The organism is Georgenia alba (genome assembly GCF_042665525.1).
GTDB classification, from domain to species: domain Bacteria; phylum Actinomycetota; class Actinomycetes; order Actinomycetales; family Actinomycetaceae; genus Allobogoriella; species Allobogoriella alba.
In genome coordinates this window covers 116,493-139,372 of the sequence record NZ_JBHTCQ010000004.1, presented here as the reverse complement: position 1 = coordinate 139,372, position 22,880 = coordinate 116,493, and the positions used below count along the sequence as shown (strand labels likewise).

General features: G+C 71.8%; 19 protein-coding genes. 12 read left to right on the top strand and 7 right to left on the bottom strand.

Annotated elements, in window-relative coordinates:
- Nucleotides 1–25: 25 nt before the first annotated feature.
- From ACFQQL_RS16650 to ACFQQL_RS16635, 4 genes are read right to left on the bottom strand one after another with little or no spacing between them, the layout of a single operon-like run.
- Nucleotides 26–1,006 carry a bile acid:sodium symporter family protein gene (locus ACFQQL_RS16650; RefSeq protein WP_382396286.1) on the bottom strand — a complete coding sequence of 327 codons (981 nt, stop codon included), beginning with the start codon at nt 1,004–1,006 and terminating at the stop codon, nt 26–28.
- The gene (locus ACFQQL_RS16645; RefSeq protein ID WP_382396285.1) at nt 1,006–1,293 is read right to left on the bottom strand and encodes a YciI family protein; all 288 of its coding nucleotides are present in this window, start codon (nt 1,291–1,293) and stop codon (nt 1,006–1,008) included. Before ACFQQL_RS16645 ends, ACFQQL_RS16650 begins: the two co-directional genes overlap by 1 nt.
- Nucleotides 1,294–1,325: 32 nt before the next feature.
- Nucleotides 1,326–2,081: a 3-oxoadipate enol-lactonase gene (gene pcaD / locus ACFQQL_RS16640; RefSeq protein ID WP_382396284.1), complete on the bottom strand. Its 756-nt coding sequence runs from the start codon at nt 2,079–2,081 to the stop codon at nt 1,326–1,328.
- Nucleotides 2,082–2,098: 17 nt separating this feature from the next.
- Complete coding sequence (locus ACFQQL_RS16635) at nt 2,099–2,782, bottom strand: MBL fold metallo-hydrolase (RefSeq protein WP_382396283.1); 684 nt, start codon at nt 2,780–2,782, stop codon at nt 2,099–2,101.
- A gap of 177 nt (nt 2,783–2,959) precedes the next feature.
- Here ACFQQL_RS16635 and uvrA point away from each other — a divergent pair, with 177 nt between their 5' ends.
- From uvrA to ACFQQL_RS16575, 12 genes are all read left to right on the top strand, one after another.
- Nucleotides 2,960–5,815, top strand: coding sequence for an excinuclease ABC subunit UvrA (uvrA, locus tag ACFQQL_RS16630; RefSeq protein WP_382396282.1), 2,856 nt, complete (start codon nt 2,960–2,962; stop codon nt 5,813–5,815).
- 149 nt (nt 5,816–5,964) lie between these two features.
- Nucleotides 5,965–8,262: a glycoside hydrolase family 43 protein gene (locus ACFQQL_RS16625; RefSeq protein WP_382396281.1), complete on the top strand. Its 2,298-nt coding sequence runs from the start codon at nt 5,965–5,967 to the stop codon at nt 8,260–8,262.
- Nucleotides 8,263–8,325: 63 nt separating this feature from the next.
- A complete protein-coding gene (locus ACFQQL_RS16620; protein WP_382396280.1) occupies nt 8,326–8,808 on the top strand; it encodes an OsmC family protein in 483 nt (160 codons plus the stop codon).
- Nucleotides 8,809–8,853: 45 nt separating this feature from the next.
- Nucleotides 8,854–10,941, top strand: coding sequence for an excinuclease ABC subunit UvrC (uvrC, locus tag ACFQQL_RS16615; RefSeq protein ID WP_382396279.1), 2,088 nt, complete (start codon nt 8,854–8,856; stop codon nt 10,939–10,941).
- Between the two features lie 4 nt (nt 10,942–10,945).
- Entirely contained in the window at nt 10,946–11,920 is a 975-nt protein-coding gene (rapZ, locus tag ACFQQL_RS16610) for an RNase adapter RapZ (RefSeq protein ID WP_382396278.1), read from the top strand.
- Nucleotides 11,917–12,930, top strand: coding sequence for a gluconeogenesis factor YvcK family protein (locus tag ACFQQL_RS16605; protein ID WP_382396277.1), 1,014 nt, complete (start codon nt 11,917–11,919; stop codon nt 12,928–12,930). Before rapZ ends, ACFQQL_RS16605 begins: the two co-directional genes overlap by 4 nt.
- 20 nt (nt 12,931–12,950) lie before the next feature.
- Nucleotides 12,951–13,931, top strand: coding sequence for a DNA-binding protein WhiA (whiA, locus tag ACFQQL_RS16600; RefSeq protein WP_382396276.1), 981 nt, complete (start codon nt 12,951–12,953; stop codon nt 13,929–13,931).
- A 187-nt stretch (nt 13,932–14,118) separates the two neighbouring features.
- Nucleotides 14,119–15,123 (top strand): type I glyceraldehyde-3-phosphate dehydrogenase, encoded by a 1,005-nt coding sequence (gene gap / locus ACFQQL_RS16595; protein ID WP_382396275.1) that lies wholly within the window; start codon nt 14,119–14,121, stop codon nt 15,121–15,123.
- Nucleotides 15,124–15,207: 84 nt separating this feature from the next.
- The gene (locus ACFQQL_RS16590) at nt 15,208–16,398 is read left to right on the top strand and encodes a phosphoglycerate kinase (RefSeq protein WP_382396274.1); all 1,191 of its coding nucleotides are present in this window, start codon (nt 15,208–15,210) and stop codon (nt 16,396–16,398) included.
- Complete coding sequence (gene tpiA, locus ACFQQL_RS16585) at nt 16,398–17,195, top strand: triose-phosphate isomerase (protein ID WP_382396273.1); 798 nt, start codon at nt 16,398–16,400, stop codon at nt 17,193–17,195. The genes ACFQQL_RS16590 and tpiA overlap by 1 nt, the downstream gene beginning before the upstream one ends.
- 121 nt (nt 17,196–17,316) lie before the next feature.
- The gene (gene secG / locus ACFQQL_RS16580) at nt 17,317–17,562 is read left to right on the top strand and encodes a preprotein translocase subunit SecG (RefSeq protein ID WP_382396272.1); all 246 of its coding nucleotides are present in this window, start codon (nt 17,317–17,319) and stop codon (nt 17,560–17,562) included.
- Between the two features lie 10 nt (nt 17,563–17,572).
- On the top strand, nt 17,573–17,920 hold the full coding sequence (locus tag ACFQQL_RS16575; protein WP_382396271.1) for an RNA polymerase-binding protein RbpA: 348 nt from the start codon (nt 17,573–17,575) through the stop codon (nt 17,918–17,920).
- Nucleotides 17,921–18,052: 132 nt separating this feature from the next.
- On the opposite strand, the gene ACFQQL_RS16570 is transcribed toward ACFQQL_RS16575, so the two are convergent.
- The 3 genes from ACFQQL_RS16570 to ACFQQL_RS16560 all read right to left on the bottom strand — a co-directional run bounded on the left by ACFQQL_RS16570 (nt 18,053) and on the right by ACFQQL_RS16560 (nt 22,794).
- Complete coding sequence (locus ACFQQL_RS16570) at nt 18,053–20,086, bottom strand: HNH endonuclease signature motif containing protein (RefSeq protein WP_382396270.1); 2,034 nt, start codon at nt 20,084–20,086, stop codon at nt 18,053–18,055.
- A 131-nt stretch (nt 20,087–20,217) separates the two neighbouring features.
- Nucleotides 20,218–21,570, bottom strand: coding sequence for an aminomethyl transferase family protein (locus ACFQQL_RS16565; RefSeq protein ID WP_382396269.1), 1,353 nt, complete (start codon nt 21,568–21,570; stop codon nt 20,218–20,220).
- Between the two features lie 78 nt (nt 21,571–21,648).
- Complete coding sequence (locus ACFQQL_RS16560) at nt 21,649–22,794, bottom strand: MFS transporter (protein ID WP_382396268.1); 1,146 nt, start codon at nt 22,792–22,794, stop codon at nt 21,649–21,651.
- Nucleotides 22,795–22,880 lie beyond the last annotated feature (86 nt).

The following is a 22,880-nucleotide window of genomic DNA, read 5'->3' as shown; positions in this document are numbered from 1 at the left end:
TTCTCTCGGTCGGCACCACCGGGGGTCAAGAAGCGGCTTCGCTGCGCCGCGCGAGGTGCCGCGCGAGGAAGGCGCAGACGATGAGCTGCATCTGATGGAAGAGGATCACCGGGACCGCGATGACCGCGGCCGTGGCGACCGGGAAGAGCACGGCCGCCATCGGCAGGCCGGTCGTGAGGGACTTCTTCGAGCCGCACATGAGCATCGCGATCCGGTCGGCGCGGTTCAGCCGGAGCGCGCGCCCGCCCCACCACGTGCCGGCCAGCATGAACGCCAGGATCCCGGCGCACAGCAAGAGCAGAGCGACGAGCATCCGCCACGAGACCGCGGTCCACACGCCGTCAGCGGTGGCCTCGGTGACCGCGCCCAGCACGACGACGAGGATCGTGCCGCGGTCCACGAGCTGGGTGAGACGGCGCTGCGCACGCACCCACGCGCCGGTGAACGGCTGGAGCAGCTGCCCGAGGACGAACGGCAGGAGCAGATGCAGCAGCACGCTGCGCAGGCCGTCGAAGCCCACCGACCCCGCCTCCTCCATGACCACCAGCACCAGCAGCGGGGTGAGGACCATCCCGAGGACGTTCGAGATCGTCGCGGCCGCCAGCGCGCCGGCGACGTTCCCCCGAGCGATCGAGGTGAAGGACACCGAGGACTGCACCGTCGAGGGCAGCAGCGTCAGGTACAGCAGCCCCAGGGCCAGCGACGCCCCGAGCAGCGACTCGGTCACGGCGTACAACCCGATCCCGATCAGCGGGAAGACCAGGTATGTCGCCACGAGGATCGAGCCCTGCAGCCGGACGTTCCGCAGTCCGCCGAGCACCTCGCGGGTGGACAGGCGCATGCCGTAGACGAAGAACAGGATCGTGACCGCGACGTCACCGGCCACCGAGACGACCTCACGGGCGGGCGCCGGGACGGGAACGAGGACGCCGAGGACGAGGATCGCGACGAGCGCGACGACGAAGGGGTCGATCCAGGTCGTGACGAGGCCGAGGAGCCTCCGCATCAGGTGAGCGAGCCGATGACGGGCTGCCACGCACGCGCCGTGCGGCGCAGGATGAGGTGGGCCCGGTGGAACGGGTCGGCGTCCAGCAGATGGAGCACGTCGTCGTGGTTCTCGCCCTTGACGAGGAGCAGCGCGCCGGGCGCCGCGGCGTCCTCCCACGGGCCGGACGCGACCAGCTTGCCGTCGTCGTGCAGCCCCTGCAGGAACGCCCGGTGCTGCGGCCGCAGGGTGTCGAGATCCGCGGTGCGTGCCTGGTCGTAGACGTACTCGACGGCGAAGAGGGTCATGGCGCCAGGGTACCGACGGTGTGGCGCCCCGCTCACACGATGAAGTCCAGGACCGCGGCCGTGAACGGTGCCGCGGCCTCGACGTTGGAGATGTGCGCGGCCTCCAGCTCGAGGTAGCGGGCACCCGGGACGGTGTCCGCGATCGCGCGGGTGGCCGCCGGCGGGGTCGGTACGTCGCCCGTGCCGCCGATCGCGAGCGTCGGCGCGGTGATCCGGGAGATCTCCGCGCGAAGGTCGGCGGTGGCGAGCGCCTCGCAGGTGGCGGCGTAGCCGGCCGGGTCGGTGGTCAGCAGCATCTGCCTGAGCCAGGTGACCGTCTCCGGGTGCTTGGCGGCATGGTCGGCGGTGAGCCATCGCTCCACGACGCCGTCGGCGATGGCGGACATCCCCCGCGCCGTGACCACCTCGGCACGCTGCCGCCAGGTGTCCGGCTCGCCGATCCGCGGCGCGGTGTTCGCCACCACGAGCTTCCCGACCCGGTCCGGGTACCGGACGGCGAGGTGCTGTCCGGTGAGGCCGCCGATCGAGATGCCCACGACGTGCGCCCGCTCGACCTCGAGGTGGTCGAGCAGCTCGACGACGTCCGCCCCGAGGTCCTCGATCGTGTAGGGCCCGGGCGGCACGGGCGACCTGCCGTGCCCCCGGCTGTCGTAGCGGATGACGCGGAAGTCTTCGGAGAAGGCCTCGAGCTGGGGCTCCCACAGCTCGAGGGCGGTGCCGAGCGAGTTGGACAGCAGGAGCGCAGGGTTCCGAGGATCGCCGGTGACCTCGTGATGGACGACAGACATGGCGGTCACCGTAGCGGTCACCAGCCGCGAGCCCGCCACTCGGGCAGGTGCGGACGCTCGCGGCCGAGGGTCGTGTCGTCGCCGTGGCCCGGGTAGACCCGGGTGTCGTCGCCGAACCGGTCGAAGATGCGGGACTCGACGTCGGCAAGCAGCGCGGCGAAGTCCTCGGCCGACCAGGTGCGGCCGACGCCGCCCGGAAACAGCGAGTCGCCGGTGAAGAGGTGCACGCGTCCCGGGGAGGGGTCGCCGTCGCCCTCCCGCAGCGCGAGCGCCACCGATCCCGGGGTGTGCCCCCGGAGATGGATCACCTCGAGGTCGACGTCGCCGACGGCGATCGTGTCGCCGTGCGTGAGTCGCCGGGTGACGGGTACCGGGAGCTCGTCCGCGTCGTCGTCACCCGCGAGGACGGGGGCAGCGGTCGCCTCGACGACGGCCGCGAGGGCGCGGTGGTGGTCCCAGTGACGATGCGTCGTGACGACTGCCGAGAGGGTTCCGCTGCCTTCTCCGACGAGCCCGAGGACGCGGTCGGGCCGGTCCGCGGCGTCGACGAGGAGCTGTGTGCCGTCGCCGGCGGTGACGAGGTAGGCGTTGTTGTCCTGGTCCGAGACCGAGGCCTTGCGGACGGTGACCGTGCCGAGCCGGTGGACCGCGCTCGGACCGCCCGGCTCGACGTGCGCGTCGGCGAGGTCGTGCTCGCTCATGCCTGCTCCTTCCTCGGGGGTTCGGCGGTGGGCGTGGCCCGCCGGCCGCCTCCCCGTATCGTGGCAGGGTGGCGGCGAGGGCTGCCGCTCCCGGCGCGTGCCCGAGGGAGTGTTACGTCCGCCACGCCAGGCTCGAACGACTGTACGAATGTCGGTGACGCGACTTATCATCGCCGGGTGAGCGACCAGCTACTCGTGCGTGGCGCGCGCGAGCACAACCTCCGCAACATCAGCGTCGAGCTCCCACGCGACCAGCTCATCGTCTTCACCGGGCTGTCCGGGTCGGGCAAGTCGTCACTGGCTTTCGACACGATCTTCGCCGAGGGGCAGCGGCGGTACGTGGAGTCGTTGAGCTCCTACGCGCGGCAGTTCCTCGGCCAGATGGACAAGCCCGACGTCGACTTCATCGAAGGGCTGTCGCCGGCTGTGTCGATCGACCAGAAGTCGACGAACCGCAACCCGCGTTCCACCGTGGGCACGATCACCGAGGTCTACGACTACCTGCGACTGCTCTACTCGCGCGCCGGTACGCAGTACTGCCCGGTCTGCGGCGAGCGGGTGACCGCACAGACCCCGCAGCAGATCGTCGACCGGCTCCTGGAGATGCCGGAGGGCACCCGGTTCCAGGTGCTCGCTCCCGTGGTGCGGGGCCGCAAGGGTGAGTACGCCGACGTCTTCCGGGAGCTGCAGAGCCAGGGCTTCGCGCGCGCCCGGGTCGACGGCGAGGTCGTCCAGCTGACCGAGCCACCGGCCCTGGAGAAGAAGCTCAAGCACGACATCGAGGTCGTCGTGGACCGGCTCGTGGTCCGCGAGAAGGTCCGTCAGCGCGTCACGGACTCCGTCGAGACCGCGCTGCGGCTGGCGGACGGTGTGCTGCTCGCGGAGCTCGTCGACCTGGACGCGGACGACCCGGAGCGCGTCCGGCGCTTCTCCGAGAAGCGCGCGTGTCCGAACGACCATCCCCTCGCGCTCGACGAGATCGAGCCACGCACGTTCTCCTTCAACGCTCCGTACGGCGCGTGCCCGGAGTGCACGGGTCTGGGAACCCGCCTCGAGGTGGACCCGGACCTCGTGGTCCCGGACGAGGAGCTCAGCCTCGCGGAGGGGGCCATCGCCCCGTGGGCGGCGCAGGGCGACTATTTCGTCCGCCAGCTGACCGCCCTCGGTGACCAGCTGAACTTCTCCGTGGAGGTGCCGTGGCGGCAGCTGCCGAAGCGGGCCAAGGACGCCGTGCTGCACGGCAAGGACTACGAGGTGCGTGTCCGGTACCGGAACCGGTGGGGCCGGGAGCGCGCCTACACCTCGGGCTTCGAGGGTGTCGTCGACTTCGTCAAGCGGAAGCACGCCGAGACCGAGTCCGACTGGTCCCGGGAGCGGTACGAGGGCTACATGCGGGAGATCCCGTGCCCGGTCTGCGACGGTGCCCGCCTCAAGCCCGAGGTGCTGGCCGTGCGGGTCGGGCGGCTCAGCATCGCCGAGCTGTGCGACCTGTCTATCGCGGATGCCAAGGCGTACCTCGACGGCCTCACGCTCGGGACGCGCGAGGCGGCCATCGCCGGTCAGGTCCTCAAGGAGATCCACGCCCGGCTCGGCTTCCTGCTCGACGTCGGCCTCGACTACCTGACGATGTCCCGGGCCGCGGCGACCCTCTCCGGCGGCGAGGCCCAGCGCATCCGCCTCGCCACGCAGATCGGCTCCGGCCTGGTCGGAGTGCTGTACGTGCTCGACGAGCCCAGCATCGGCCTGCACCAGCGCGACAACCGGCGGCTGATCGAGACCCTCACCCGGCTGCGGGACCTCGGCAACACGCTCATCGTCGTCGAGCACGACGAGGACACGATCCGCACGGCCGACTGGGTCGTGGACATCGGTCCCGGGGCGGGGGAGCACGGCGGCAAGGTCGTGCACTCCGGGAAGCTCCCCGGGCTGCTCGAGGTCGAGGAGTCGGTGACCGGCGCCTACCTCTCCCGGCGCCGTGAGATCCCGACCCCCACGATGCGCCGTCCGGTGGACAAGAAGCGCAAGGTCACCGTCGTGGGGGCGCGCGAGAACAACCTCCAGGACATCACCGTCGACTTCCCGCTCGGCACGTTCACCGCGGTCACCGGGGTCTCCGGCTCCGGCAAGTCGACCCTGGTGAACCACATCCTCTACCGGGCGCTGGCGAACGAGCTGAACCGGTCCCGGAACGTCCCCGGCCGGCACAAGCGCGTGACAGGTCTGGACCAGCTGGACAAGGTCGTGCACGTGGACCAGTCGCCCATCGGGCGCACGCCACGGTCCAACCCGGCCACCTACACGGGCGTGTGGGACCACGTCCGCAAGCTGTTCGCCGAGACCACGGAGTCGAAGATCCGTGGCTACGGGCCCGGCCGGTTCTCCTTCAACGTCAAGGGCGGCCGCTGCGAGGCCTGCAAGGGCGACGGCACCATCAAGATCGAGATGAACTTCCTCCCGGACGTCTACGTACCGTGCGAGGTCTGCCACGGCGCCCGGTACAACCGGGAGACCCTCGAGGTCCACTTCAAGGGGAAGACCGTCGCCGAGGTGCTCGACATGCCCATCGAGGAGGCCGCGGACTTCTTCGCCGCCGTGCCGGCGATCACCCGGCACCTGCGCACCCTGGTGGACGTCGGTCTCGGATACGTCCGGCTCGGCCAGCCCGCACCCACGCTGTCGGGCGGTGAGGCGCAGCGCGTCAAGCTGGCGTCCGAGCTGCAGAAGCGCTCCAACGGCCGCACCGTGTACGTCCTCGACGAGCCGACGACCGGCCTGCACTTCGAGGACATCCGTAAGCTCCTCATGGTGCTCGACGGCCTGGTCGAGAAGGGGAACACGGTGATCGTCATCGAGCACAACCTCGACGTGATCAAGAGCGCCGACTGGATCATCGACATGGGGCCCGAGGGCGGCAACGGGGGAGGGACCGTCGTGGCGACCGGTACCCCCGAGCAGGTCGCCCGCGTCGGGGAGTCGTACACCGGCCAGTTCCTGGCGGAGACCTTCGAGCCGGTCACGGCTGCCGCAGTCTGACGGCGGGATCCGGCGCCGCGATCCGCGGCGCGGCACCCGAGGCGTCCGCGATGCCACCGACGGCGGCGGACGCCGCGTGCCTTGACGTTCTGTAATCGATTTGCGAGGCTCGGCGACGGCCCAGACGACGCTGTCCGAGAGGTCTTCCGATGATGGTCCCGCACCGCCCGCTGCCCAGACGCGTGCGCCGCTCCCTCGCGCCGCTGCTTGCCGTCCTGCTGCTGCTCGCCGCGACGCCCGCGGGTGCCGCGCCCGGCGACCCCGAGACCCGGGTGACGTACGAGAACCCGGTGACGGACGGCTTCTCGGACACGTACGCCGACCCCGCGGTGATCCAGGGCAAGGACGGCTGGTGGTACGTCTACGCCACCGCCGACCCGCTCGTCTCCGGGGGCGACTTCGGCCTCATGCACATGGCCCGCACCCGGGACTGGGTCGACTGGGAGTACCTCGGCACGATCTTCGACGAGTCGGACAAGCCGGGCTACGCAGCCCAGGACGCCCTGCTGTGGGCGCCCGACATCCGCTACGTCGACGGCCGGTACGTCCTGTACTTCACCGTGACCGACACGGTGCTCAACGACGGGCCGGACACGGCGATCGGCGTGGCGACCTCGCCCCGGCCGGAAGGCCCGTTCACCGTCGCGCCCGAGCCGATCGTCGAGCCGCGGCCGCGGGAGGAGGGCGAGGGATTCGTCGGCACCATCGACCCGGCCGGCTTCACCGACGCCGACGGTCAGAACTACCTGTACTTCGGTGCCTACGACGGCGGGTTCTGGGGTGCCGAGGTCAGTGACGACGGCCTGAGCGTCACCGGCGAGCACACTCGCCTCACGGTCGGCGACCGGTACGAGGGCGGCTACGTGGTGCGGCACGACGACTGGTACTACTTCATGGGCTCCTCGGCCAACTGCTGCGCGGGCCCGACCACCGGGTACACCGTCTCGTCCGGACGTTCGAGGTCCCCGCTCGGTCCGTTCGTCGACGACACCGGCCAGAGCCTGCTGGATCCCTACGTCGGCGGCACCAACGTCATCCACCAGAACGGGAACGAGTTCATCGGCGTCGGCCACCACGCGGTCGCGACCGACGTGACCGGCCGTGACTGGATGGTCTACCACGGCATCGACCGCGGCCGGCCGTGGCTCGAGGAGCCGTTCGGCGTGAACCGGCGGCCCACGCTGATCGACCCGATCGACTGGATCGACGGCTGGCCCCGGGTCCGCGCCGGGGCCGGCCCGTCCGCGGGACCGCAGGTGCCGCCGGTGACGGAGTCGGCCCTGGGCATCGTCTCCGACGACCCGGCGGCCGGCGGCACCCGGGGACTGGTCGCCGGACCGGCGGACCCGCTGGGTGGCGAGACCGCGCGTCTGCACGGCAGCGCCCGGACAGCCGCACGCGCACCGGAGGGCCGAGTCCGCGTCCGGCTCGACGTGACCCGGCTCGACCGGCCCGTCTCGGTGACGCTGGGAGCACGTCGCGACTCCGTCGTCGCGACGGTGGACCCCCGAGCGGGGACGCTCGCGGTGGCGACCACGAGCGGGCGGGCCACCGAGGTCGTGACGGACCGGTACGCCGTCGCACCCGCGTGGCAGACCCTCGTGCTCGAGGTCGACGGGCCCGAGGTGCTGGCGCAGGTCTCCGAGTCCGACCTGAGCGATCCGGCCGCCGAGGTCCGCGTGACGCGCGGCGGCCTCGACCTGCCGAGCGCACCGGTTCGGCTCCGCGGAGGCGGAGCGGTGCTCGACAACCTCACCGTGGCGGAGCCCGCGGTCGAGGCGACCGAGACGGTGCCCGTGCCGGAGCCGGGCGCCGAGATCCTCACCGAGGATTTCGACTCGACGGACCTCGAGGGCTGGAGCTGGGTCCGGCAGAACGCGGACGCCCGCGTCTCCGGCGGCGCGCTGAGCTGGCCGGTCGAGGAAGGGGAGCTCGTCGGCCCGGAGAATCCGGCCGGGGTGCTGCTGCGCGATGCGCCGAGCGACGAGGACTGGATGGTCGAGACGCGGCTCGAGCTCGACCTGGACGTGCGGGAGGAGCAGAACTTCCAGCAGGCCGGACTGGTCGTCTACCGGGACGACGACGACTTCGCCCGGCTCAGCAAGGTCGCCATCGGCGGCACCCGGCAGGTCGAGTTCGGACGCGAGCGGCCCGAGGCGGACGACCTGTCCTACGGCGGGTCCATCGTCGGCCGGCCGGGCCGGGACCAGACGTGGCTCCGGATCGCCCATCACCTGAACGCCGACGGCGAGCACCTGTACCGGGCGGCCACGAGTCACGACGGGGAGAGCTGGACCTGGGGTGCCGTCTGGACGTTCGAGCCGGGGGAGGCGCCACGGATCGGGCTGGTCTCGCAGGGAGGTGCGAGGCCCGAGGTCACGGCCCGGTTCGCGTACCTGCGCTTCCACGAGACCACGTGGCCGTCGAGCGAGGTGCCGCGCTCGTAGCGCCGTCGGCGACTCGCGGCCGGCCCTGGCGCGTGCGAGCCGGCCAGTCGCTACCGTTGCGTCATGGGTGCTCTCCAGACCTACAACGTCAACGTCGACTGGACCGGGGCGGACGAGCGCGGGACCGCGAGCTACACCAGCTACTCGCGGGACCACGAGGTGCGCGTCGAGGGCAAGCCCACGCTGCTCGCGACGTCGGACCTGAAGGTGCGCACCGACGTGAGCCGGTACCGCGCCGAGGAGCTGTTCGTCGGGTCCCTGTCCCAGGCCCAGATGCTGTGGTTCCTGCGCACCGCGGCGAAGCGCGACGTCGTCGTGGTGGGGTACTCGGACAAGGCGACCGGGACCCAGCGGGTCGAGGGTGCCGGGTCGGGCCCGTTCGTCGAGGTCGTGCTGCGTCCGCACGTGACGTACGCGGACCCGGGCGTCACCGAGGAGCTCGCCGCGCGGCTCCACCAGGAGGCGCGCGACCACAACCACCTGGCCCGCTCCGTCGGGTTCCCGGTGCACGTCGAGCCGGTCGCCGTGCCGCTGCCCACCGGCTGAGGGCAGGGCCCGCGGCACGTCGGCACCCTGACGTAACCTCGACGTATGGCCGACCCGTCCACGTACCGTCCGAGACCGGGCGAGGTGCCCGACCGGCCAGGGGTCTACCGGTTCCGCGACCAGCACGGCCGTGTCATCTACGTCGGCAAGGCGAAGAGTCTCCGGAGCCGGCTCGCGTCCTACTTCCAGGACCTCACGGCGCTTCACCCGCGGACGCAGCAGATGGTCACCACGGCGGCGTCGGTCGAGTGGACCGTGGTCAGCACCGAGGTGGAGTCCCTCGCGCTGGAGTACGCCTGGATCAAGGAGTTCGACCCGCGGTTCAACATCAAGTACCGCGACGACAAGTCCTACCCGTTCCTCGCGGTGACCATGGGGGAGGAGATCCCCCGTGCCCAGGTGATGCGCGGCGCGAAGCGGCGTGGCACCCGGTACTTCGGGCCGTACAGCCACGCCTGGGCGATCCGGGAGACGGTCGACCAGCTGCTGCGCGTCTTCCCGGTGCGCACCTGCTCACCGGGCGTGTACCGGCGTGCCCAGTCCTCCGGGCGCCCGTGTCTGCTCGGCTACATCGACAAGTGCTCGGCGCCGTGCGTCGGGCGCATCTCGCCGGAGGACCACCGCGCTCTCGCCGAGCAGTTCTGCGACTTCATGGAGGGCGAGACCGGACCGCACCTCAAGCGGGTCGAACGGGAGATGAGGGCCGCGGCCGCCGCCCAGGACTACGAGACCGCCGCCCGGCTGCGGGACGACGCCGCGGCCCTGAGGCGCGTGGTCGAGAAGAACGCGGTCGTGCTCCCGGACCGGACGGACGCCGACGTCTTCGGCCTCGCCGCGGACGAGCTCGAGGCGAGCGTCCAGGTCTTCCACGTCCGCGGCGGCCGGATCCGCGGTCAGCGCGGCTGGGTCGTGGAGCGCGTCGAGGACGTCGACGAGGCCGGGCTCGTCGAGCACCTGCTGCAACAGGTCTACGGCGACAACCCCACGACGACCGTGCCGCGGGAGATCCTCGTGCCGCACCTGCCGCCCGACGTCGCCGGCATGAGCGCCTGGCTGACCGGGCAGCGGGGTTCGAAGGTGAGCATCCGCGTCCCGCAGCGCGGTGACAAGCGGGCCCTAGCCGAGACCGTCCGCACCAACGCCGAGCAGGCTCTCAACCTGCACAAGACCCGGCGTGCCGGCGACCTGACGAGCCGATCCCAGGCCCTCTCCGAGCTGCAGGAGGCGCTGGATCTCGAGGAGTCACCGCTGCGGATCGAGTGCTACGACATCTCCCACATCCAGGGCTCCCACCAGGTCGGCTCGATGGTGGTCTTCGAGGACGGACTGCCGAAGAAGTCCGAGTACCGCCAGTTCGTGGTGCGGGGTGAGCACGGGGACGGAGCGGCGGACGACACCGCCGCGATGGACGAGGTGCTGCGTAGGCGTTTCAGCCGCTACGTGGCCGAGCGTGACGTCGCGGCGACCAGCGAGGAGGCGGCGGCGACGTCCGAGGGCTCCGATGCCGTCGCCGGTGTGGACGACGACGGTGTGCCGCTGCGCACAGGTCCGGTCGACCCCACGACGGGACGGGCCCGCAAGTTCGCCTACCCCCCGCAGCTGGTCGTCGTCGACGGTGGGCAGCCGCAGGTCGCTGCGGCGCAGCGCGTGCTGGACGACCTCGGCGTCGACGAGGTCGCGGTGGTCGGCCTGGCCAAGCGGCTGGAGGAGGTCTGGCTGCCCGGCGAGGACTTCCCGGTGGTGCTGCCGCGGACCTCGCCCGCCCTGTACTTGCTGCAGCACCTGCGCGACGAGTCGCACCGGTTCGCCATCACGCACCACCGGGCGCGCCGCGGCAAGGCCATGACTCGGTCGGTCCTCGACGACGTCCCGGGCCTCGGGCCGGCCCGGCAGGCCGCCCTGCTGAAGCGGTTCGGCTCGGTGAAGAACATCAAGGCCGCTCCGCTCGAGGAGGTCGCGGCCGTCAAGGGCATGGGTCCGCGCACCGCGCAGGCCGTGCTCGAGGCGCTCGGTGCCACGAGCGCGGCTGGCGAGCAGCCGACCGACGGCGACGCGGGCAGCGGCGCGGACCATGACACTGCCGAAAGGGACAGTGCGACCGGGGCGCGCGCCACGGGCGACCTGGCATCCTGAGACGATGAACAGAACGGACTCTGGGTCCGACGCACGGACACTCGACGACGGCGGACCACCGACCGTTCCCGAGGGCATCCCCGTCCTCGACGAGAGCACCACCCTCCCGCCGAACGATCCACCCGAGCTGCTCATCATCACGGGCATGTCGGGGGCCGGCCGGTCCCGCACCGCGGCCGCGCTGGAGGACCTGGACTGGTACGTGGTCGACAACCTGCCGCCGCGGCTGCTGGCGACCATGGCGCGGATGATGAGCCCGGGCGAGGGCGGCGTGCACCGCCTGGCCGCCGTCGTCGACGTCCGCTCCCGAACGTTCTTCGCCGAGCTGATCGACGTGCTCGACCAGCTCCGGGCGCAGGGGACCGAGTACCGCATCGTGTTCCTGGACGCGGCGGACTCCGAGCTCGTCCGGCGGTACGAGTCGGTCCGCCGGCCGCATCCGCTGCAGGGCGACGGGCGGCTGCTGGACGGCATCGCCGAGGAACGCGCGATGCTCACCCACCTGCGCCGCCGCGCAGACGTCCTCATCGACACCACCGACCTGTCCGTGCACGATCTCGCCCGGAAGGTCCGGGACGTGGTCGCCGGGAGCGGGACCGACCAGCGGCTGCGGCTCACGCTGGTCTCGTTCGGGTTCAAGTACGGCCTCCCGCTGGACGCGGACCACGTGGTCGACGTCCGATTCCTGGCGAACCCGTACTGGGTGAACGAGCTCCGCCACCTCACCGGACAGGACGAGGCGGTGTCGGACTACGTGCTCGGGCAGGACGGCGCGACCGCGTTCGCCGACCACTACGTGGACACGCTCGCCCCCGTCCTGGACGGGTACGTGAACGAGCTCAAGCCGTTCGTGACGATCGCCGTCGGCTGCACGGGCGGCAAGCACCGGTCGGTCGCGATGGCTGAGGCGTTCGCCCAGCGCCTGAGGGACCGCGGGCACTCCGTGCGGACGCTGCACCGGGACATGGGGCGCGAATGACCGTTCCCGCCGAGCTTCCGCCGTCGGTGCGTCGGCAGCCGGCGGGTCCCGCGGTGGTCGCCCTGGGGGGTGGCCACGGGCTCGCGGCGACCCTCGGCGCCCTGCGGCACCTGACGAAGCAGCTGACCGCCGTCGTCACCGTCGCGGACGACGGCGGATCGTCCGGCCGGCTCCGCGAGGAGCTCGGCGTCCTCCCGCCGGGCGACCTGCGCATGGCGCTGTCCGCGCTGTGCGACGACGGCGACTGGGGGCTCCTCTGGCGCGACGTGCTCCAGCACCGGTTCGCCACCGAGGGCCAGCTCGACAAGCACGCCGTCGGGAATCTCCTCATCGTCGCCCTGTGGGAGATCCTCGGGGACGAGGTCGCGGGCCTCGACATGGTCGGGCGCCTGCTCGGGGTCCACGGTCGCGTGCTGCCGATGGCGGCCGTCCCGCTCGAGATCGAGGCGGACGTCCATTCCGCGAGCGGGATCCACACGGTGCGCGGGCAGTCCGCCGTCGCCGTCGAGCCCGGACGCATCGAGGAGATCCGGCTGCTGCCCGACTCCCCGCCGGCCTGCCCGCAGGCCGTCGCGGCCGTACGGGAGGCCGAGTGGGTCGTGCTCGGCCCGGGCTCCTGGTACACGTCTGTGATCCCGCACCTGTACGTCCCCGAGCTCGGCGACGCCCTGCACACCACGCCCGCGCGGCGCGCGCTCACCGTGAACCTCTCGCCCCAGGTCGGCGAGACAGACGGGATGACCACGGCGGACCACGTCCGCACGCTCGCGCAGACAGCGCCCGACTTCCGGATCGACGTCGTGCTCGCGGACCCGAGCGCGGTCGAGGATCTCGACGACCTGGCGGACGCGGCGGCCTCGCTGGGGGCACGCGTCCTGCTGCGACAGATCAGGGTGGGGGACGGAACCCCACGGCACGACCCGCTGCGGCTGGCCGCGGCCTACCGTGACGCCTTCGAGGGCGTGCTGGGGGACGTCGGACCGAGCCGCGCGGGAAGGGGGAACCGGTGATGGGTGCGAAGATGTCCGGCATGTCGCTGACGTCCGCCGTGAAAGACGAGCTCGCCAGGGTCCACGTGGACAAGATCTCCGCACGCAAGGCCGAGGTGGCTGCCACCCTCCGGTTCGCCGGTGGGCTGCACATCATCTCGGGCCGCATCGTGGTCGAGGCGGAGCTGGACGCGGGCGTGGCCGCCAGGCGGCTGCGCCAGACGATGTTCGACGTCTACGGCCACCAGTCCGACGTGATCGTCGTCTCCGGCGGGGGACTCCGGCGCGGCAACCGGTATGTGGTGCGCGTGATCCGGGACGGGGAGTCGCTGGCCCGGCAGACCGGGCTGCTGGACAACCGCGGACGCCCGGTCCGCGGGCTTCCGCCGCAGGTGGTCTCGGCCGGCGTCGCCGAGGCGACGGCGGCCTGGCGAGGCGCCTTCCTGGCACACGGTTCGCTCACCGAGCCCGGTCGGTCCAGCTCGCTGGAGATCACCTGCCCCGGGCCGGAGGCGGCGCTCGCCCTCGTCGGCGCTGCCCGCCGGATGAACGTCGCGGCGAAGGCCCGCGAGGTCCGCGGGGTGGACCGGGTGGTGATCCGGGACGGCGACGCCATCTCGGCCATGCTCACCCGCATGGGCGCCCACGACGCCGTGCTGGTGTGGGAGGAGCGGCGCATGCGCCGGGAGGTGCGCGGCACCGCCAACCGGCTCGCGAACTTCGACGACGCGAACCTGCGGCGCTCGGCCCGCGCCGCCGTCGCCGCGGGTGCCCGGGTGGAGCGGGCGTTCGAGATCCTCGGCGATGACGTCCCGGAGCACCTGGTGGAGGCCGGCCGGCTGCGACTGGAGCACAAGCAGGCGAGCCTCGAGGAGCTCGGACAGCTGTCCCAGCCGCCGCTGACGAAGGACGCCGTCGCCGGACGGATCCGTCGCCTGCTGGCCATGGCCGACCGGCGCGCGCACGAGCTCGGCGTGCCCGACACCGAGGCGTCGCTCACGGCCGACATGCTCGACCTGTGAGAAGGCCCTGACACAAGGCCGGACCTCGCCTGGTGGCTCGCGCGCGCGTGGGTAGACTCGCATCTGCCGGTCCGGGGCAGCGGCATCGCGGTCGCACCGCACTCCTGCCACCGACCGGGAGCACCCTCGGGTGCTGACGACATCAGACGACTGCGTGCGCCCGACCGGCGCACTCCAGGAGGAAACTGTGACCATCCGCGTCGGCATCAACGGCTTCGGCCGCATCGGGCGCAACTTCACCCGCGCTGTGCTGGCCTCGGGGGCGGACATCCAGCTCGTGGGTGTCAACGACCTCACCGACAACAAGACTCTTGCGCACCTGCTGAAGTACGACTCGGTGTTCGGCCCGCTGAAGGAGGACGTCTCCTTCACGGAGGACTCCATCACCGTGGGGGGACAGTCCTTCAAGGCGCTCGAGGAGCGCGACCCGGCCAAGCTGCCCTGGGGCGACCTCGGCGCCGACATCGTCATCGAGTCGACCGGTCGATTCACCGACGCCACCGCCGCCAAGGCCCACATCGACGGCGGCGCCAAGAAGGTCATCATCTCGGCGCCCGCGAAGAACGAGGACGCGACGTTCGTCGTCGGCGTGAACCACACCGACTACGACCCGGCGAACCACCACGTCATCTCGAACGCGTCCTGCACCACCAACTGCCTGGCCCCCATGGCGAAGGTGCTGAACGACGAGTTCGGAATCGTCCGCGGCCTCATGACGACGGTCCACGCCTACACGGCCGACCAGAACCTGCAGGACGGGCCGCACAAGGACCTTCGCCGTGCACGGGCCGCCGCCCTGAGCATCATCCCGACCTCCACGGGTGCGGCGAAGGCCGTCTCCCTGGTGCTGCCGGAGCTGAAGGGCAAGCTGGACGGCTACGCCCTGCGTGTGCCGACGCCGACCGGCTCGGCGACCGACCTGACCTTCACGGCCAGCAGGTCGGTGACGGTCGAGGAGGTGAACGCGGCGATGAAGAGGGCGTCCGAGGGCTCGATGAAGGGCGTGCTCGCCTACACCGAGGACCCGATCGTCTCCGCCGACATCGCCGGCAACCCGTTCCAGAGCATCTTCGACGCGGGCCTGACGAAGGTCATCGACGACCAGGTGAAGTGCGTCTCCTGGTACGACAACGAGTACGGCTACTCCAACTCGCTGGTCAAGCTGGCCGAGTACGTCGGTGCGCGTCTCTGAGAGCACCACGTCGACGCCCGCGTGCGCCGAAGCGCACGCGGGCGTCCGTTCGTGAGCTGTGGGCCCTGAGCTGAGGAGCAACCCGTGAAGACCATCCAGGACCTGGGCGACCTGCGCGGCAAGCGTGTATTGGTGCGCTCCGACTTCAACGTCCCGCTCGACGGCGCGACGATCACCGACGACGGCCGCATCCGTGCCGCCCTGCCCACGCTGCAGGAGCTGCTCGCCGGCGGCGCCCGCGTCGTTGTCACGGCACACCTCGGACGTCCGAAGGGCGCACCGGACCCGAAGTACTCCCTCGCCCCGGTGGCGGCGCGGCTCGGCGAGCTGCTGGGCACCGAGGTGGCGCTGGCCAAGGACGTCGTCGGAGAGGATGCCCGCGCCGTCGTCGACGGGCTCGCGGACTCCTCGGTCGCGCTGCTGGAGAACGTGCGGTTCGACGCCCGCGAGACGTCGAAGGACGAGGGCGAGCGAGGTGCTCTGGCGGACGAGCTGGCCGCCTTGGCCGATGCGTTCGTCTCCGACGGGTTCGGCGTCGTGCACCGCAAGCAGGCGTCCGTGTACGACGTGGCGGAGCGGCTGCCACACGCCGCCGGGAAGCTCGTCCTCACCGAGATCGAGTCCCTGTCCCGCGCCACCGAGGACCCGGAGCGGCCGTATGCGGTGGTCCTCGGCGGGGCCAAGGTCTCCGACAAGCTCGGCGTGATCGCGAACCTGCTCGACAAGGCCGACCGGCTGCTCATCGGTGGCGGGATGGTGTTCACGTTCCTCGCCGCCAAGGGCTACGACGTCGGATCCTCGCTGCTGGAGGAGGACCAGATCGAGGCGGTCAAGGGCTACCTCACCCAGGCCCAGGAGAAGGGCGTCGAGATCGTCCTGCCCTCGGACATCGTCGTCGCCCCGGCGGTCTCCGCCGACGCACCCACCACGGTGGTGCCCGCCGACGGGATGCCGGCGGACCAGATGGGCCTGGACATCGGGCCCGCCGCGCAGGAGGAGTTCGCGGCCAAGCTCGCCGACGCCAGGACGATCGTGTGGAACGGCCCGATGGGCGTCTTCGAGATCGAGGCGTTCGCGGACGGGACGCGGGCGGTGGCCCGCGCGATGTCCGAGGCGGAGGGCTTCACCATCGTCGGTGGCGGCGACTCGGCCGCGGCCGTGCGTCAGCTCGGCTTCGACGAGACGACGTTCTCGCACATCTCCACCGGCGGCGGCGCCTCGCTCGAGTTCCTCGAGGGCAAGACGCTGCCGGGCATCCAGGTCTTGGAGGACTGATGGCCACCACGCGCACCCCGCTCATGGCGGGCAACTGGAAGATGAACCTCGACCACCACGAGGCCATCGCGTTCGTCCAGAAGCTCGCCTGGACGCTGGAGGACGCCAAGCACGACTACGCCGCCGTCGAGGTTGTCGTGCTCCCGCCGTTCACGGACATCCGGTCCGTGCAGACGCTGGTGGACGGGGACAAGCTGGACCTGAAGTACGGCGCCCAGGACGTCTCGGCGCATGCCTCCGGGGCGTACACCGGTGAGATCTCGGCGGCGATGCTCGCCAAGCTCGGCGCGAGCTACGTCGTCGTCGGTCACAGTGAGCGGCGCCAGTACCACGCCGAGGACGACGCGCTCGTCGCCGCCAAGACCACGGCGACGCTCGGGGCCGGCATGACGCCGATCATCTGCGTCGGCGAGGGTCTGGAGGTGCGCAAGGCCGGCGAGCACGTGGCGTACACGCTCGCCCAGGTCGACGGCGCCTACGAGGGCCTCGACGCCGAGCAGGCGGCCAAGACGGTGATCGCGTACGAGCCGGTCTGGGCGATCGGCACCGGTGAGGTCGCGACCCCCGAGGACGCGCAGGAAGTCTGCGCGGCGATCCGCGGCCGGCTCGCCGAGCTCTACGACGACGGCGTGGCCCAGACGGTTCGGGTGCTGTACGGCGGCTCGGTGAAGTCCGCGAACGTGGCCTCGATCATGGCCCAGGGCGACGTCGACGGCGCGCTGGTGGGCGGTGCGAGCCTGAAGGTCGAGGAGTTCGCGTCCATCGCCCGCTACCGGAACCACCAGGTCGGCCTCTGACGCCGCGGGCAGCTCGCCCAGGCCCGCGTGGTTCGGGACGAGCACGTGACGCCATCGCCTATCCTGGTTCGTGGCCGTGCCGGACGGACGGCCGAACCAGCGCAAGGTGAGGAACTGACCCTTGGACATACTCCGGATCGGACTGCAGGTTCTCCTGGTCATCGCGAGTGCCCTGATGGTCCTGACCATCCTCATGCACAAGGGCAAGGGCGGCGGGCTGTCGGACATGTTCGGCGGGGGCCTGACCAGCTCGGTCGGCTCGTCCGGGGTCGCGGAGCGGAACCTCAACTGGATCACCATCAGCCTCGCGACGGTCTGGGTGATCACGGTCTCGCTGCTCGGTCTGATCCAGAAGTTCGACGTCTGAGGGAGTGCACGTGGCTGGGGGAAGTGCTATCCGCGGATCGCGCGTCGGCGCGGGTCCGATGGGCGAGTCAGAGCGAGGCGAGTCCGCCCCTCGCGTCTTCGTGAGCTACTGGTGCTCGAACGGCCACGAGGTCCGGCCGAGCTTCGCCAAGGAGCCGGACATCGTGATCCCGGACGAGTGGGACTGTCCGCGCTGTGGCCTGCCGGCCGGCCAGGACCAGGAGAACCCGCCGCTCCCGCCCAAGAACGAGCCGTACAAGACACACCTGGCGTACGTGAAGGAGCGTCGCTCGGACGAGGACGGCGCCGCCCTGCTCGAAGAGGCCCTGTCCGCGCTGCGGGAGCGCCGCGGCGGCTGAGCTCGCGGTGCTGCGCGGTGGCGCTGTTGCCCGCGCAGCGCGGGGCTGAGCTCGCGAAACGTCATCTGACGGCGAGTTTCACGGCGACGCCGCGGCTGGCCGGTGTGACCGGGCTTGGTGTGGTCAGCGTGCTCAGAACGGCGGATCGTCAGGGTCGAGTCCGGGCGTGCCGCACGCCGCGCCGCCGGACATGTCGTCCCCGCAGGCTGGCGCCGGAGACGACGGCGCCGGGGTGGGTGGCAGCGTCGTTCCTGGACCGGCGTGCGTGATGGTGCCGCCACGTTCGCGTCGATAGGTGTGCCCGGTCGGTGAGGACCAGTCGAAGATCCCGCCCGGGTGCTGGGTGACGCGGAACCGGCCGAGCGTCTTCTGCCGATGGTCGGTCGCGCACAGGGCACCGAGGTTCCACACGGCGGTGGGTCCACCGTGGCTGAACGGAATGGTGTGGTCGAGCTCGCAAGCGGTGGCCCGGACATTGCACCCCGGGCGCACGCACGTCCCATCGCGCGCACGGATCAACTTGGCTAGGTTCGCGGGCGGCCGGTAACTGGTGCGGCCGACGTCGAGGACCGTGTCGCTCAGCGGGTCGGTGACCAGCCGCCGGAGCGTCGCGTCACCGGTGGCGATGATGGCTCGGCTGGTGGCCGGGTCGATCGGGCCGTACCCGTCGAGGTGGCCGGACTCGTCGCCACCCATCAGGGTGCTGAGCGGAACGGTGACGTTGACATGGACGGGCACGCCTCCGACGCGACCGAGGCGCCAGCCGGGCCGCGGTGGTGCGGAGGCCCGGTCCCGTCCGGCCTGCTCTCCTTCGGCCGCGTCGCTCGTGGCCGGCTGGTCCGCGGCGGCCGTGCACCCGGCAGCACTCAGGTCGCCGTCTGCCGTGTCCGGTCCGTCGGGTGGGCCGGCATGGTCGGGTGAGTGATCGCCGTCGGGTTCGCCGGAACCGTCGGACCAGGGGAGCTGGAGCTGCCCGTCGCCGGGTGTACCGACGCCGGGTGTACCGAGCCACCCGGTGGCGAGCGCGTTCGTCCCCACGCTGGCGAGGATGTCGGCCCGTAGCTGGTCGGTCGTGCGGGTCTCGCCGGATTCCTGTCTGGCCGTGACGGCGGCGGCCTCGAGCGCCGCGTCGAGCGCGACGGCGTCCTGGGCGGGCAACGTCGCCGACATGGTGGCCATGCCGTCCGGCAGGGCCCGCGGGTGGCTGACCCGACGGTTGCGGCGCGCGGCCGCGTGACGTTCGGTGGCCGACTCCGGGTCGCTCGTGCTGACGGCCTCGGCCACGTCCTTCGCGAGCTGGGGCGGTGTGCGGCGGTCGGCCTCGGGGAGCACCGCGTCCTCCACCTCGTGGACGACGGGCAGGGGCAGTCCGTCGAGCGCGCCGGCGATGATCTGGGCCTTGCGCGGCGTGATCCGGCCCTCCTCGAGTGCCTCGCCGGTGGCCGCCAGCGGTCCGTCGAGAAGCATCCCCGTGCGGACCATGGTCGCCGCGGCCTGCCGCGTGATCCCGAGACGCATTGAGACCTCGGTCGAGGCCATCGGCGTAGCAGAGACGCGCGAGCCGGGGTCCGCAGTCGTGCGCCGGGGCGCCGCCGGCTCGGGCAGCCCGTAGAGATCCTGGAGGCAGTGCTCCAACCGGGCCGCGGCGCGGCCCTGCATGGCGTCTGCCCACGCGGTGACCTTGCCCCAGAGGTGCACCGCGTCCACCGCGGAACCGGCGTCGAGCGTGTCGATGTCCGTGTTTGCCAACGCGGTGGCCAGCTCCAGGCCCACCAGGTCCGCCGCGCCGGTCAGCTCGTCGGAGCAGAGGACGTCGGTGCCGTCGGGGCCGTCGGGGCCGTCGGACGGCTCAGGCGGCTCGGACGGCTTCGATGCCTCGGACGCGTCCGCCTCGGTGGTGGACGGTGCCGGTTGCGCCGGCTCGCACGTGCCGGACGAGGCCTTGCCCGTGGTGGCGCGGTGGGTGAGAAGCGTCGGAGTGGCGCGCACGAGGTCGACGGTGACCGCACGGCGCGCGCCGGTGTGCGGGGCGGACGCGGCACGGGCGTCGAGCAACAGTCCCAGCAGGGCCAGCTCGAGGACGGTCGTGGCGGCCGGGGCGGCGTCATCGACCGCGGGCCGGGCAGCCCTTCCGGCGCCGTCGTCGCCACCACGTCTCTCGAACATGTGATCGACTCTAGTGCGACCCACTGACATGGAGGCTGGCGGCATGTCGGCAGGGCATCGCGGATCCGGCGCCGGCCCCGCCGGCCGGAGGGCTCGTGTGCCTAGACGGGCCCTCGCCGGAGGATTGTGTGTCAGCCCGGCGCGTTCGCCCGGTACGTCGTCCGGACGAAGTCGTGGTACGGCGCCGGCGCGATCGTGGCCCGGATCCGGACCTGCCGGTGCGGTTCGACCTGCGGCTTGCGCGAGACCGGGTCCTCGCCCCACAGCACCTCGACCTGCTGCCCGTCCTGGTACGCGCCGTCGATCGACGCCAGGGACATGTACTGCTGGTCGTAGGTGACGTAGCCCGAGTCCGTCGAGATCCCCACCTGACGGTCTCCGTCGAGGACGGCGTCGAACTGGTAGAAGGCGTACCGGGACTTCGGGAAGTCGAGGAACTTGGCCGGTGTGCCCGGCGTCACCTGCGAGCGCACCACCGACGCGACGTCGTCGGCGTCCCAGATCAGCGTGACCTTGCGGTTGCTGGGACGGTCCGCCATCCGCTGGAGCGCGTCCTTGCCCACGAAGTCGTGGTCGAAGCTCACCACCCGGCCCAGCCCGATGTCGTACGGCGTCAGGTAGTAGTCCTCGATGCTCGTGGAGTACATCGACCCGCCGAGCGACCCGACCCGGGCCAGCGGGAGCCACTCGCGGTACGCGTGGAACGGCTCGCCGAAGATCGCCGGGAACGGCGTCGGGATCCAGCCGGACTCCAACGGCGTGCTCGAGTAGCCCTTCGCACCCACCGGCAGGACGCCGAACTCCGCACCGGCCTCGAGGATCGCGCTGCGGACCCGCTCGCCCTCCGCGTACGGCCCGAAGAACTCGAACCCGGGCTCGCCGGCCATCCCGTGCCGAAGCCCGCGCACGGTGGTGCCCGCGAACCGGAACTCGTGGATGTGGAAGAACTTCACCGAGGGGACCGGCTCGCCGATCAGCTTCTCCACGACGTCGTTCGCCCGCGGTCCCTGCAGCTCGTAACGGTAGAAGACCGGGTCGCCGGAGCGCACGGCCGAGTTGCCGTCCAGGTGGGTGGTGATGTCCAGGCCGGACCGCTCGATGGTGTATCGCACCCAGTCCGAGAGGATGTGGTGCCCGACCAGGTCGAGCCGGTCGCCCAGGTGGAACAGGATCCCGTCGCCGATGACGTAGCCGTCGTGGTTCACCGCCACGAGCTGCTTCGCCACGCCCGGCCGGAAGTTGGAGAACGTGTTGACCGCCAGCCCCTCGAGGAGCTCGATCAGCCCGTCGCCGGACATGAAGAAGTCGGTCATGTGGTGCGACTGGTCGAACAGGGCCGCCGTCTCCCGCCACGACCGCTGCTCGGACCGCCAGTTGGAGAACTCCGGCGCGATCGGGAACGTGAACGCCGGATACTCGAGGTTCCGCAGCAGCTCGACCGGGTTGCCCACGCGTTCGACGGCGTGCTCGAGACTCTCGTCCATACGACCTCCTCGTCGTCCCGGCCGCCCGTCGGCGGCCCATTCGTGTACGGCCGCCTGCCCGGCGGCTCACCCACGAGGCTACGGTCCGACGGCGGCGCGCGTCCCGATGGGGCGTCCCTGACCGGCCCGCACGGCCGCGACGCACATCACCAGCCCGACGCCGACGCAGAGCCAGGACACCAGCGGCCAGCTGCCGGTCGCGCCGTGCACCCACCCGAGGACCACGGGGCCCGTCGCGGCGAAGGCGTACCCCACGGTCTGCACCATGGCGGACAGTCCGCGGCCGTAGTCGGCGTCCACCGGCCGGATCGCGATCAGGGTCAGGCCGAGCCCGATCCCCGCGCCCTGCGCAAGGCCGCCCACCACCATCCAGACCGGCCACAGGCCCGGTGCCAGCGCGAGGCCGGCGAAGAAGATCATCCACATCACGCCGAACGTGACGCCGGCGCCCACGCCGCCACGCAGCAGCCGCATGGCGAGCGGCACCGCGAGGGTCCCGGCGATCCCCACGAGGTGGAACACCGACGCCGCCGTACCGGCCAGCGCCTCCCCGAGGCCCGCGTCCTGGTCCAGCTGCGCCGGCAGCCACGTGCTCGTGCTGTAGAAGAGGCACGCCTGCATCCCGAAGAACACGGCGAGCCACCACGCGTCGACCTCGCGCCACACCCCGGTTCGTGACCCGCCCGCCGGGGCCAGGACGGCGCCCCCGCGGGCCTTCCGCAGACGCGCCACCCAGACCGCGAGGGCCACCACGACCGGCGCCGCGAGCAGGGTCACGGTGCCCCGCCAGCCGATCTGGTCCGCGACCGGCACGGCGCTCGCCACGGAGAGCGCGACCCCCACCCCGAACGCGCTGGTCGAGGCCGCCATCACCGCCGGAGCTCGCCGTCCCGCGTCGCGCCTGACCAGCACGGGCACGACGACGTTCCCCACCGTGATCGCGACACCCACCAGCGCCGTCCCCACCAGCAGCACGACGCCGGTGCCCCAGGGCCGGAGCGCCGTCGCCAGCGCGAGCAGCCCCAGCGCCGCGACGAGCGCACCGTCCGGACCGAGCCGGCGGGCGAGCGGTGCGACCAGGGGCGAGACGAGGGCGAAGCACAGCACCGGCAGCGAGGTCAGCAGCCCGGCCGCCGTCGGGGTCAGTCCGAGGTCGGCCGAGATCGCCGGGATGAGCGGCGGCACGCCGACGATCGGCGCGCGGAGGTTGAGACCGACCAGCACGACCGCGAGGACAAGTGCGGCGAGGCCGGTGCAGCGCCCCGACGGCCCGGCCTGCCCCGAGGGTCCAGCCTGCCCTGACGGCCCCT

Coding starts and splice junctions, on each gene's coding strand:
- ACFQQL_RS16620 (WP_382396280.1), top strand. CDS start 8,326: ATGGGTGCTCTCCAGACCTACAACGTCAACGTCGACTGGACCGGGGCG.
- ACFQQL_RS16645 (WP_382396285.1), bottom strand. CDS start 1,293: ATGACCCTCTTCGCCGTCGAGTACGTCTACGACCAGGCACGCACCGCG.
- ACFQQL_RS16570 (WP_382396270.1), bottom strand. CDS start 20,086: ATGTTCGAGAGACGTGGTGGCGACGACGGCGCCGGAAGGGCTGCCCGG.
- pcaD (WP_382396284.1), bottom strand. CDS start 2,081: ATGTCTGTCGTCCATCACGAGGTCACCGGCGATCCTCGGAACCCTGCG.
- ACFQQL_RS16565 (WP_382396269.1), bottom strand. CDS start 21,570: ATGGACGAGAGTCTCGAGCACGCCGTCGAACGCGTGGGCAACCCGGTC.
- tpiA (WP_382396273.1), top strand. CDS start 16,398: ATGGCCACCACGCGCACCCCGCTCATGGCGGGCAACTGGAAGATGAAC.
- whiA (WP_382396276.1), top strand. CDS start 12,951: ATGTCGCTGACGTCCGCCGTGAAAGACGAGCTCGCCAGGGTCCACGTG.
- ACFQQL_RS16635 (WP_382396283.1), bottom strand. CDS start 2,782: ATGAGCGAGCACGACCTCGCCGACGCGCACGTCGAGCCGGGCGGTCCG.
- ACFQQL_RS16650 (WP_382396286.1), bottom strand. CDS start 1,006: ATGCGGAGGCTCCTCGGCCTCGTCACGACCTGGATCGACCCCTTCGTC.
- ACFQQL_RS16605 (WP_382396277.1), top strand. CDS start 11,917: ATGACCGTTCCCGCCGAGCTTCCGCCGTCGGTGCGTCGGCAGCCGGCG.
- uvrC (WP_382396279.1), top strand. CDS start 8,854: ATGGCCGACCCGTCCACGTACCGTCCGAGACCGGGCGAGGTGCCCGAC.
- ACFQQL_RS16625 (WP_382396281.1), top strand. CDS start 5,965: ATGATGGTCCCGCACCGCCCGCTGCCCAGACGCGTGCGCCGCTCCCTC.
- rapZ (WP_382396278.1), top strand. CDS start 10,946: ATGAACAGAACGGACTCTGGGTCCGACGCACGGACACTCGACGACGGC.